The sequence below is a fragment of the Erythrobacter dokdonensis DSW-74 genome (genome assembly GCF_001677335.1).
GTDB lineage: Bacteria > Pseudomonadota > Alphaproteobacteria > Sphingomonadales > Sphingomonadaceae > Erythrobacter > Erythrobacter dokdonensis.
The window spans coordinates 120,382-131,983 of sequence record NZ_LZYB01000008.1; the positions used below are offsets into that span (position 1 = coordinate 120,382).

The following is an 11,602-nucleotide window of genomic DNA, read 5'->3' on the forward strand; positions in this document are numbered from 1 at the left end:
CAGGAGGCCGGCGGGCGCGGGTCAGTGGACCTGCGCTTCGCCCGCACCGCGCGGAACGCGGATCGAATCCACCAGACGCGCGATCTCGCTCGGCGGTGCGGCGGTGATGCCTGATACGGCCGTAGCGACAGCGAAGTTGATCGCCATGCCAATGACGCCGATGCCCTCGGGCGAGATCCCGAACAGCCAGTTGGCAGCCGTGCTCGTATCGGGACTTACCAGCTTGAACCAGACAATGTAGCCGAAGGTGAACGCAAGACCCGATACCATCCCGGCGATCGCGCCTTCTCGGTTCATGCGTTTGGAAAAGATGCCCATCAGGATCGCCGGGAACAGGCTTGCCGCCGCCAGCCCGAAGGCAAAGGCGACCACCTGCGCGACCCAGCCCGGCGGGTTGATGCCGAGATAGCCGGCCACCCCGATCGCTGCCGTCGCTGCCAGTCTTGCGGCCAGCAACTCGCCTTTTTCCGAGATCGCGGGCCGGAAGGTCTGCTTGAGCAGGTCGTGGCTGACCGCGGCCGAGATCACCAGCAACAGCCCCGCCGCCGTCGAAAGCGCCGCCGCCAGCCCGCCCGCTGCCACCAATGCGATGACCCAGCCCGGGAGCTTGCCGATTTCAGGGTTGGCGAGCACCATGATGTCCTGATCGACATAGACCTCGTTGGCATTGTCGGTGACGGGCGGATTGACGACCAGCCGCTCGCCCGAGGCGCCGGTCTCGCCGGTGAATTCGGGCTTGCCGGTAAAGGCATCCCCCTTGCGATACTGCATCACACCGTCGCCGTTCTTGTCGGCAAAGGCGATCAGATCGTTGCCCTCCCAGTTGGTGAACCATGCCGGTGCCTGTGCGTAGGCTTGCTCGTTGACGCTCTCGATGAAATTGAGCCGGGCAAAGGCGCCAACGGCGGGCGCGGTGGTATAGAGCAGAGCGATGAAGATGAGCGCCCATCCCGCTGACAGCCGCGCGTCGGAGGCCTTGGGAACGGTGAAGAAGCGCACGATCACATGCGGCAGTCCGGCGGTCCCCACCATCAGCGCAAGCGTGATGCAGAACACGTCGATCATGCTTTTCTGCCCCGCCGTATAGGCGGCAAAGCCGAGACCGGTCAGCACCAGATCGAGCTTCTGCAACACGTAAAGCCCCGAAGCGTCACCGACCTTCGAGCCGAGACCGAATTGCGGCACTGGATTGCCCGTGATCATGAAGCTGAGGAAAAAGGCGGGCACCATATAGGCGAAGATCAGCACGCAGAACTGCGCGACCTGCGTATACGTGATGCCCTTCATGCCCCCCAGCACCGAATAGACGAAGACGATGCCCATGCCGATGACCACGCCAGTCGTGATGTCGACATCGAGAAAGCGCGAGAACACGATCCCCACCCCGCGCATCTGTCCGGCGATATAGGTGAAGCTGACTAGGATCAGGCAGATTACCGCGACTACCCGGGCGGCCTTGCTGTAATAGCGCGTGCCGATGAAGTCCGGGACGGTAAACTGGCCGAACTTGCGCAGGTAAGGGGCCAGCAGCAACGCCAGCAGCACATAGCCCCCGGTCCATCCCATCAGGTAGACGGACGCATCGTAGCCTGTGAAGGCGATGATCCCGGCCATCGAGATGAAGCTTGCCGCGCTCATCCAGTCCGCAGCGGTGGCCATGCCGTTGACCACCGGGTTGACCCCGCCGCCTGCTACATAGAACTCGCTGGTCGACCCGGCCCGGCTCCATATGGCGATGCCGATATAGAGCGCGAAGCTGGCACCGACGAAGAGATAGATCAGGCTCTGCGTGTCCATCGCGCTGCGCCCTCAGTCGTCCAGATCGTATCTGTGCTCGATCGCCCGCATCCGCACGACATAGATAAAGATCAGGATGATAAAGATGTATATCGAACCCTGCTGGGCGAACCAGAAACCCAGCGGATATCCGCCGATGCTGAACCGGTCGAGCACGTCGCGCAGCAGGATGCCTGCCCCGAAGGAACAGGCGAACCAGATCGTCATCAGCCAGGCCAGCAGTCGCAGGTTTGCGTGCCAGTAGGCGTCCTCGCGTTCATTGGTCGCCACGCCGGGCGACAGCTTCGCCGGACCCGACGCATCGCTCGGGTTCTCTTCGGAGCCGGGTGGCACAGGTTCATCCACCATGACTGCGCCTTGCGTCCATAATCATGCTTGCGACTATTCCGCTGCCGTTGCGAAAGTGAAGCGAAGCGCCCCCGTCTCGATCACCAGCTCGCGCCTGTCTGCCGACAGGACGTAGCTTTTCGCGTCGGACAGGCTGCTCGCCATCTGGTCACCAAAGCTCGGATCGCGGCAAAGCGCACGCGTGCTGGCCACGGGGCCGATGTTGATCCGACCGGCCCCGTTTCGCGGCTTGCCTGCCGCCCACGATGCCCGCCCGCGGTTGCAATCGAGCTGAAGGGCAAGCAGGCCCTGCTCGCCGAAAGACAGGCGATGGTTTGCCTGCAACGCCCGGGTCAGGGTTGTGGTGCTGCCCGAAGTGTCGATCGCGACAAGCAGCCACTCGCTCCCCGTCAGCTGATGCGGGCTGGAACTGGTTGCGCAGGCCGTCAGCCCCAGAAGGGCGCCGCCCGCCACTAATGCCTTGCTGAGCATGGTCTATTCCCCTGCTGCCTCCATCATCGGCGGGGCCATGGTATCACCTTGCGGAATGGAGACCAGCGTGATCCCTTCAATGGTATCGATGATATTGCCACCCAGCGCTTCGGCAGATGCGCTATCCGGACAGCCGACGAGAATTGCACTGTCATCGAGATAATTCGAAGTCGCTGCGGCTTCGCCAAGATTGCGGCACGGATCGCCCGCAGCTGGATAGCCATCGCCGAAGGCTCCCAGGCTATCGGGAAAGGCCGTGGCCACAGGCAAGGGGGACTCTACAACCGTGCCGCTTGCGGCGGCTTGTTCGGCGGCGGCCTCCTCGGCATTGCTACCTGCGGTATTGCCGCTGCATGCCGCCAGCGCCATGACACCAATCCCAACGGCGATCGCCTGAAATTTCATCGTCCTTCCCTCCCTTTTGTCGACAGCGCCGGAAGGTAACTTAGACAAGGACGGGCTGGCAATCGCTCGGCCCAACTCCATGCAAAAAGGCCGCCGGGCATGAAACCCGGCGGCCTTTCGATAATCCGCGAGGGAAGGGCTATCAGCCTTCGCGATGACCGGCCAGCGGCATCGCGCCGAACGCGCCCGCATTGACGGTGCCTGTCAGCTGGTCGCCGTTGACGGTCGCTTCGCAGTCGAGCGTCATCGGCATGGGCACGGTCATGTTCATCTTCCAGGTCAGGGTGTCGCCGTCGATCTTGCCATCGACCACGTCCATGGAGCCCAGGCTGCCGACCAGCGAACCGGTGAAGCTGTCACCATCACCCGGAACCACGGTGAAGGTGCCATTCTGATCGCCCATCGGGCTCTTGACCACGGCCTTGTAGGTACCTGCAACAGACATAATTCAACTCCTTGTCATTCTTCCCGGCGAGTGTCGCCCGGAAAAGGGAAACCCGTGTGACAGGACCCTCCCGTCCACCCGAATAGGTTGTGTTATTTACACTTATGTCAGCGCGCTTCAACCGGATTCCGGCTGTGGCGCGCTGATCCAGGCCTATTCCCCGGCTTCCATCTCGCGCTGCTCGATCGGCAGGCCGAGACCTTCGAGTTGCGGCCTCACCTTTTCACCATCGCCGACCACGACCCACACGAAATCATCGACATCGAGCGCTGCACGCGCAACGGCATCGAGCGATTCGCGGGTTTGTGTCCGGTACATGCCGGCCAGCTTTTCCTGATAGTCGTCCGGGCGACCGAAAAGAGCATTGCTCTGCATTGCATTGAGCACAGCTGGCGAGGTTTCAAATCGGCCCGGGAGAGCGCCGACCTCTGAGGCGATGGTGCGTTCGAGTTCCTCGGGGGTGACCCCCTTGGTGGTGAGGAACTCGGTGGTCTCGCGAATCATCTCGGCCAGCGAGTCGCCGGTTCGGTCGGCCTGCACGCCGCCCGAAATGCCGTAGATTACCGCATTCTCGCGGGCCTGGGTGCCCCCCCGCACACCGTAGGACCAGCCCTTGGTCTCCCGCAGGTTCATGTTCAGACGCGCGAGGAAGTTGCCGCCCAGCGAATTGTTTGCGCTGTTGAAGGCGACGAATTCAGGTTCTCCCGCATCGAGCGGCGTGATCTGCGCGCCGAAGATGATGCTTTGCGGCGAGTTGGGACGGTTGACCAGAATAATGCGCTGACCCTTGGCCGCAGCGGCCGTATCGAATCGCTTGCTGCCCTTTGCAGTCTGGGGCGCGCGCCAGTCTCCGAAGGCGCCATTGAGTGCCTCGACGATTTCGGACAGCGGCCTGTCGGAGATAACAAAGACCTCGCCATTGTCGGGCCGGATCCAGGTGTCCTTGAAGGCAACGAGGTCATCGCGCGTAATCGCGCTTACGCTCGCAACCGTGCTGACTTCGCCATAGGGGCTCTGCGGGCCGAACAGTTCTGCGGTAAGCGTGCGCTGCGCGATGCCTTGCGGCGACTTCATGGTCTGGCGAATGCGGGTCACCGCCTGGGTCCGCACGCGCTCCAGATCTTCGGGCTTGAATGCCGGCTCGCGCATGATCTGGCGCATCAGCTCGAGTGAGGGCGCAAGGTTCGCACTCAGCGCAGACATGGTGAAGGTCGAGCGGTCATCATCGCCATTGGCATTGATGCTCACGCCCAGACGTTCGCTTGCTTCGGCGATTTGCTGGCCGGTCAGCGATGCCGTACCCTCGGTAAACAGATCCATGGTCAGGCTTTCAAGCCCGGCTTTGCCGCTCGGATCAGCGGCGCTGCCGGCGTTGAAGCTCATTGCCACATAAGTCGCCGGGACAGCTGTCCGCCCGGCGTAGGTCACCTTCATGCCATTCACCAGCGTGGCGCGTTCGATGTCCGGAAAATCGAGCTCGGCAATCGTGCTAATCGGAGGCTTCGGCCTTTCCAGCGTCACGGTGAGCGTTTCGGCGCTGCGGTCGCGTTCGCTGGCGTTGGCACTGGCCGCGCCGACAGAGGCCGCTTCCTCGTAATTGGCATCGCGTTCGCCCGGCTCGAGGACCAGCGTGAAGGCCGGTCGATTCATCCAGCGGGCCATTGCCTGCCTGACATCTGCCGGTGTGACCTTGGCCAGCCGGTCGAGCTGGGTGGCATAGAACGAGGCATCACCCGCGAGCACTTCGCCATTGGCCAGCGTCACCGCCTTGCCGCCGAAACCGCCAACCTGCTCCAGCCCGCGAATAGTCCGCGCGAGACCGCTGGTGGCGGCGCGACGGACCTCGTCCTCGGTCGGGCCTTCGGCAATGAACTTGGTAACAAGAGCGTTGAGCCGCTCCTCAAGGACTGCGATATCGACACCCGGCTTGGCCGTAGCGCTCACTGAAAGCAGGCCGACGCGCTGGAAATTGCTGCTGTTGGCCGACACGCTAACCGCCAGTTGCTCGTCACGCACCAGGACTTCATCGAGGCGGCTGGAAGCGAGCCCGCCGAGGATCGCCGCTCCGACATTGAGCGCGGTAAGCTCGGCATCGGTGATGCCGGGGGCCGGCCAGTAGCGGGTGATGGTCGTGGCGGCGACTTGATCGCGCATCACCTTGCGAACGTTTTCCTTGAGAGTCGGTACTTCGGCAGCCGCCGGGCTATTGACGGGCCCGCGCTTGATTCCGCCGAAATACTTCTCGGCCAGCACGCGGGCCTCGGCCGCCGAAACATCGCCTGCCATGACAAGCGTCGCATTGTTGGGGCCGTACTTGTCGGTGAACCACTTGCGCACGTCCTCCATCGAAGCTGCGTCGAGGTCGGCCATCGAACCGATCACCGAATGGTGATAGGGGTGACCTTCGGGAAACAGGGTCTTGAGGATTTCATAAAACACCAGCCCGCCCGGCTGGTTATCGCCCTGGCGCTTCTCGTTCTGGACAACGCCGCGCTGGTTATCGAGCTTTTCCTGCGTTACCGCGCCGAGCAGATAGCCCATGCGGTCACTTTCCAGCCACAGTGCGCGCTCTAGTGCCGGGCGCGGCACGGTCTGGAAGTAGTTGGTACGATCGAAATTGGTGGTGCCGTTGTAATCGGTGGCACCCATTTCGGCGAGGTACTGGAAATAGTCCTGCGGGGCGTTTTCGGACCCGTTGAACATCAGGTGCTCAAACAGGTGGGCAAAGCCGGTCTTGCCCTCAGGCTCGTCCTTGGAACCCACGTTGTACCAGACCGCAACGCCCACAACGGGGGCCTTGCGGTCTTCATGGACGATCACGGTCAATCCGTTGTCGAGCTGGAATTCCTCATAAGGGATCTTTACCTGCGCAACCAGTGATGACAGGTCGGCCGTGGCCTGCTGCCCGGCAGAAGCGGCGGAATGATTGTCGGCAAGAACCGGGGTGGTCGGGGCGGCAAGCGCGAGTGCCAACGCTGTAAGGCTTGCGGCGGCAATACGGTGGGTCATAAATCTGTTTCTCCGGTGCGGATGATTGGCGGAAAGCCGGCAGCCTCAGCTGGCGTTGGTGACGTTGGTGCGTTTGATGGCATTCGCCATCACATCGTCGCGCCAGAAGTGAACCGGTTTCAGCTTGTGTTCGACAAACAGCTGCATCTGGTCGGTGTAATGCGGACTCTCTGGGCGCGTGGTGGCCGAGCCGAACGGCTGGATGGAACGCGAGAATACCCGCTTGCCTTTCTGCCATTCGACCCACTGGATGAAGCTGTCGCCGTGCTTGAGGCTCAGGCGGCCGTCATCGTCGACATCCCATGTGGTCGAGGCGCGCAATGTGTCCGAACCACCGTCGAGCGGAAGGTCGAGATCACCCTGCCGCAGGCGCAGCAGCTCGGCCATCGGCGGATCGAGCCGACCGAAATGGGTCACTAGGTGGTCCGCAGCGGCTTGCACCTTCTCGCGGACATCGGGAAAGGGCCTGTTGCCGTAATCGGCCGACATGAAGTCGCGGATGACCAGCAGCGCCAGCGCATCGGCGCGGCCTTGCCCGTCGGCGGTGAAATCCCATGTCCTGAGCAATTCCACCGCCTCGCCGAATTCCTTGGCTTCGGCCGGAATAACGTCAACGGTGTCGAGCGCATCGAACAGCCGCGCGACATAGCCTTCGCGCGCATATCCGGTATCGTACTTGATGCGCTCGAGCGCCGCGCGGTCGAGCACGCCCGCCTCCGTCAGCAGTTGGTAGGCGCGGCGCGAGCGGTTGGTCTGCTTCAGTTCGATTCCCATCACCGGCGAGAACGCGTCAGGATCGAGATCGCTCCCGGCGCCTGCTGCGGTGAAGGGTGTGTTGTTGGAATTGTAGAGCCAGCCCGATGCCGGGTTCACGATCCGGGGCAGAGCCTCGTAATCGACCGCGCCCTGCCAGACGAGGTCGCTGCGGTCGCCCGGCAGCACGCTGCGCCAGTTCGCCTCCACGCCCTCGGGCCGGTTCGGGAGCGCGGCATTGTAGACATAGGCGATGGTGCCGTCCTGGTCGGCATAGATGAAGTTGGTCGAGGGGATCGCCAGCCGGCTGATCTGCGCTTCCCACTCGGCAAAGCTGGTGGCCTTGTTGAGCCGGTAATAGGCATCAAGCTGTTCAAGCCGGCCAATCCCGCCATAGCGCACTGCGAAGGCGCCCTTGTCGTTGCGGATCACCGGCCCGTGAACCGAACGCAGCACCTCGCGGCGGATCGGCAGCACCACGGGGCCGAGTTTGACCGGCAGCGTCACCCATGCGGATTCTAGATCGCGCCATTCGCCGTCGAGCTTGTAGCGGGTGCCGGTCTCGTCGAGTTCGAGCTGGTACACGTCGATCATGTCGGGCGTGTTGACCGTGTTGGTCCAGCCCAGATGCTCGTTATGGCCCAGGAAGGGAAAGGGCGATCCGGGAAAGTTGGCGCCCGCAAAGTGCCAGCCTTCCTCGCTTTCCACCACCAGCTCATACCACGCGACCCCGCCGCGCAGGGGCTGGTGCGAGTTGGAGATGAGGGTCGTCGTGCCGCCGCCCTTTTCCGGCGCGACGGCAAAAGCGTTGGAGCCCATGTGCTCGGCATCTTCGCCCAGCGGCAGAACGAGAGTGCGGCTGGCTTGTGCGGGCGCGGACTGTTTCTCTGGCACTGACCCCGGCAGTTGCTCGCGCGGGAAGCCGGGGATGTCGGGGCCATGTTCACGGCGAAGGTCTTCACCCGCCACCAGCGGACCGATCACGCTGTCGAGCCCGAAGAAGAACGGCTGGCGCAGCGCAAAGCCCGCCGCCACGTCGATCCCCGCCACCGGGAAGAGATTGGCGAGTTTCACCTCGTCCGGGCGCTGCTGGGCATAGTGGTTCAGCCCTGCCGCATAGGCTTCGAACAGGGCGCGGGTGTCTTCGGGCAGCTTGGGATAATTCGCCTCGGCGGTGCCGCGCGCGTCTATCAGGTGGTAAACGTAATCGATCTTCGCTCCGTCTTCGCCTGCGATCGCCCCGTAGCGTCCACGCGCCATGGCAACCACATCCTGAAGGGTGAAGAAATCGTCTTCCGCATGGGCAACAGCGACTCCGAAGGCGGCGTCGGCATCGGTCTTGCCGTAAATGTGCGGCACGCCGAAATCGTCGCGGATGATCTCGGCCGAATAGACGCGGCCAGCAGGCGGATTGGCGGCGCTGGCGAAGAACGGCTCCCAGGTAGCGAGCACCGTAAACGCCAGACAGCCGACCGCTACCAGCGCAATACCGCCACGCTTCAACCATTTCATCGCTTTTGCTCTCCCCGCATGGTGCGTGCGGCTTCATTGCCCGTGCATGATAAGAGGTCAAGCAGCGCGGTCCCTCTTGCCTTGGGTCAAAGACGAACCCACCTAGTCCGGTAACACACCTGACGGCATCATTTTTTCGCCACAGGAACTTGTGTTGCAAATTCGCAACACTATTTGATCAGGGCAACCGTTGGAGGGGTTAGACCAAATGAATCTCGAAAAGTTCACAGACCGAGCGAAAGGCTTTCTGCAATCCTCGCAGACTGTCGCGATCCGGATGAACCATCAGCGTATCACGCCCCTTCACATCCTGAAGGCGCTGCTGGAGGATAATGAAGGCATGGCCTCCGGCCTGATTCAGCGCGCCGGCGGCGAGCCTGCGTTGGCTGTATCCGCTGTGGACGCGGGCCTTGCCAGAATTCCTGCGGTAACCGGGAGCGGCGCACAGGCAACGCCCGGCCTTGATAATGACGCAGTGCGGGTGCTCGATCAGGCCGAGCAGATCGCCGACAAGGCAGGCGATTCCTACGTCACCGTGGAACGCCTGCTGGTCGCGTTGGCCCTGTCTCAGGGTGGCGCCGGCGAGGCGCTGAAGGCCTCAGGGATCACGCCGCAGAGCCTCAACGCCGCGATCGAGCACCTGCGTGGTGGCAAGCGTGCCGACAGCGCCAACGCCGAGGCCAATTACGACGCGATGGAGAAGTATGCCCGCGACCTGACCAAGGCGGCGCGCGACGGCAAGCTGGATCCGGTCATCGGCCGCGACGAGGAAATCCGCCGCACCATCCAGATTCTCGCACGCCGCACCAAGAACAATCCGGCGCTCATCGGCGAGCCCGGTACCGGCAAGACCGCTATTGCCGAAGGTCTTGCGTTGCGCATCGCCAATGGCGACGTGCCCGACAGTCTCAAGGGCCGCACCCTGATGAGCCTCGACATGGGCGCTTTGATCGCGGGTGCGAAATATCGCGGCGAGTTCGAGGAACGCCTCAAATCCGTGCTCGACGAGGTCAAGGCCGCCGAGGGCAACATCATCCTGTTCATCGACGAGATGCACACATTGATCGGGGCGGGTGCCTCGGAGGGCTCGATGGACGCCTCGAACCTCCTGAAGCCGGCCCTTTCGCGCGGCGAGTTGCACTGCATCGGTGCGACCACGCTCGACGAATACCAGAAGTATGTCGAAAAGGATCCCGCGCTCCAGCGGCGGTTCCAGTCCGTCTATATCGACGAGCCGACCGTCGAGGACACGATTTCGATCCTGCGCGGGATCAAGGACAAGTACGAGCTGCACCACGGCGTGCGCATCACCGACGGCGCGATCGTCGCTGCGGCCAAACTGTCCGACCGGTATATCTCGAACCGCTTCCTGCCTGACAAGGCGATCGACCTGATGGACGAGGCCGCGTCCCGTATCCGCATGGAAGTGGAGAGCAAGCCCGAGGAAATCGAGGCACTCGACCGGCGTATCATCCAGCTCAAGATCGAGGAGCAGGCGCTCCAGAAGGAAACCGACCAGAACTCGAAGGACCGCCTCGTAGCTTTGCGCGAGGAACTGGCGAACCTTGAGCAGCAGTCGAGCGAGCTCACCACCCGCTGGCAGAACGAGCGGGACAAAATCGAGGCCGAAGGCAAGATCAAGGAGCAGCTCGATGCCGCGCGGCTGGAGCTTGAACAGGCCCAGCGCACCGGCGACCTCGCCAAGGCGGGCGAGCTGTCCTACGGTACGATCCCGGCACTCGAAAAGCAGCTCGCCGAGGCCCAGAGCCACAGCGAGAACGCGCTGCTGCGCGAGGAAGTGACCGAGGAGGACATCGCCGGCGTCGTCAGCCGTTGGACGGGTGTGCCGGTTGACAAGATGATGGAGGGCGAGCGCGAGAAGCTGCTCGACATGGAAAACATCCTCGGAAAGCGTGTGATCGGCCAGACCCAGGCGATCGAGGCGGTCTCGAAGGCCGTCCGCCGGGCGCGCGCTGGGTTACAGGATCCAGGCCGGCCGTTGGGCTCTTTCCTGTTCCTCGGTCCTACGGGCGTCGGCAAGACCGAACTGACCAAGGCGCTCGCCGGGTTCCTGTTCGACGATGACAGCGCGATGGTGCGCATCGACATGAGCGAGTTCATGGAGAAGCACGCCGTCGCCCGCCTGATCGGCGCGCCTCCGGGCTATGTCGGTTATGAAGAGGGCGGGGTGCTGACCGAAGCCGTGCGCCGCCGTCCCTATCAGGTGGTGCTGTTCGACGAAGTCGAGAAGGCGCACAGCGACGTGTTCAACGTGCTGCTGCAGGTGCTCGACGATGGTCGCCTGACTGACGGGCAGGGCCGAGTAGTGGACTTCAGCAACACGCTGATCATCCTCACCTCCAATCTCGGCAGCCAGTATCTCGCCAATCTGCCCGACGGCGGCGATGTCGCCAGCGTCGAGAAGGACGTGATGGATGTGGTGCGCGGACATTTCCGGCCCGAGTTCCTCAATCGTCTGGACGAGATCATCCTGTTCCACCGTCTGGGTCAGGAGCACATGGCGCCGATCGTCGAAATCCAGGTCAAGCGGGTCCAGAAGCTGCTGGCGGATCGCAAGATCACGCTCGATCTGACCGATGCCGCGCTGCGCTGGCTTGGACGCGTCGGCTATGATCCGGTTTACGGTGCGCGGCCATTGAAGCGTGCGGTGCAGCGCTATCTGCAGGATCCGCTTGCAGAAATGCTGCTTGAGGGCAAGCTGCCCGACGGTGCGACGCTGCGTGTGGACGAGGGCGACGGGCAACTCTCCATGACGGTCTCGTGAGCCGCTTCAGGCTGGGCGTTCGATCCTGATCGCCGCAACCCATCGCAGTCCAACAAAAAAAGGCCCCGGTTTCCCGG

8 protein-coding genes are annotated in these 11,602 nt (G+C 62.9%); 1 reads left to right on the plus strand and 7 read right to left on the minus strand.

Going from position 1 to position 11,602, the window contains the following annotated elements; all coding sequences use genetic code 11:
* Positions 1-21 precede the first annotated feature (21 nt).
* From I603_RS12870 to I603_RS12900, 7 genes are all read right to left on the minus strand, one after another.
* Entirely contained in the window at positions 22-1,797 is a 1,776-nt protein-coding gene (locus I603_RS12870; RefSeq protein WP_068865628.1) for a sodium:solute symporter family protein, read from the minus strand.
* 12 nt (positions 1,798-1,809) lie between these two features.
* Complete coding sequence (locus I603_RS12875; RefSeq protein ID WP_084440110.1) at positions 1,810-2,145, minus strand: DUF4212 domain-containing protein; 336 nt, start codon at positions 2,143-2,145, stop codon at positions 1,810-1,812.
* A 33-nt stretch (positions 2,146-2,178) separates the two neighbouring features.
* A complete protein-coding gene (locus tag I603_RS12880; RefSeq protein WP_084440111.1) occupies positions 2,179-2,616 on the minus strand; it encodes an META domain-containing protein in 438 nt (145 codons plus the stop codon).
* Between the two features lie 3 nt (positions 2,617-2,619).
* A complete protein-coding gene (locus tag I603_RS14745) occupies positions 2,620-3,069 on the minus strand; it encodes a hypothetical protein (protein WP_198157259.1) in 450 nt (149 codons plus the stop codon).
* A 94-nt stretch (positions 3,070-3,163) separates the two neighbouring features.
* The gene (locus I603_RS12890; protein ID WP_068865631.1) at positions 3,164-3,466 is read right to left on the minus strand and encodes a hypothetical protein; all 303 of its coding nucleotides are present in this window, start codon (positions 3,464-3,466) and stop codon (positions 3,164-3,166) included.
* Positions 3,467-3,619: 153 nt separating this feature from the next.
* Entirely contained in the window at positions 3,620-6,475 is a 2,856-nt protein-coding gene (locus I603_RS12895; RefSeq protein ID WP_068865632.1) for a M16 family metallopeptidase, read from the minus strand.
* 45 nt (positions 6,476-6,520) lie between these two features.
* Positions 6,521-8,740 carry an acylase gene (locus I603_RS12900; protein ID WP_084440112.1) on the minus strand — a complete coding sequence of 740 codons (2,220 nt, stop codon included), beginning with the start codon at positions 8,738-8,740 and terminating at the stop codon, positions 6,521-6,523.
* Between the two features lie 208 nt (positions 8,741-8,948).
* Here I603_RS12900 and clpB point away from each other — a divergent pair, with 208 nt between their 5' ends.
* A complete protein-coding gene (gene clpB / locus I603_RS12905) occupies positions 8,949-11,525 on the plus strand; it encodes an ATP-dependent chaperone ClpB (protein ID WP_068865633.1) in 2,577 nt (858 codons plus the stop codon).
* Positions 11,526-11,602 lie beyond the last annotated feature (77 nt).

What these genes read in the sequence shown, in the direction of transcription:
- I603_RS12875 (WP_084440110.1), bottom strand. Translation starts at nt 2,145, where the DNA reads ATGGTGGATGAACCTGTGCCACCCGGCTCCGAAGAGAACCCGAGCGAT.
- I603_RS12890 (WP_068865631.1), bottom strand. Translation starts at nt 3,466, where the DNA reads ATGTCTGTTGCAGGTACCTACAAGGCCGTGGTCAAGAGCCCGATGGGC.
- clpB (WP_068865633.1), top strand. Translation starts at nt 8,949, where the DNA reads ATGAATCTCGAAAAGTTCACAGACCGAGCGAAAGGCTTTCTGCAATCC.
- I603_RS12880 (WP_084440111.1), bottom strand. Translation starts at nt 2,616, where the DNA reads ATGCTCAGCAAGGCATTAGTGGCGGGCGGCGCCCTTCTGGGGCTGACG.
- I603_RS12900 (WP_084440112.1), bottom strand. Translation starts at nt 8,740, where the DNA reads ATGAAATGGTTGAAGCGTGGCGGTATTGCGCTGGTAGCGGTCGGCTGT.
- I603_RS12870 (WP_068865628.1), bottom strand. Translation starts at nt 1,797, where the DNA reads ATGGACACGCAGAGCCTGATCTATCTCTTCGTCGGTGCCAGCTTCGCG.
- I603_RS12895 (WP_068865632.1), bottom strand. Translation starts at nt 6,475, where the DNA reads ATGACCCACCGTATTGCCGCCGCAAGCCTTACAGCGTTGGCACTCGCG.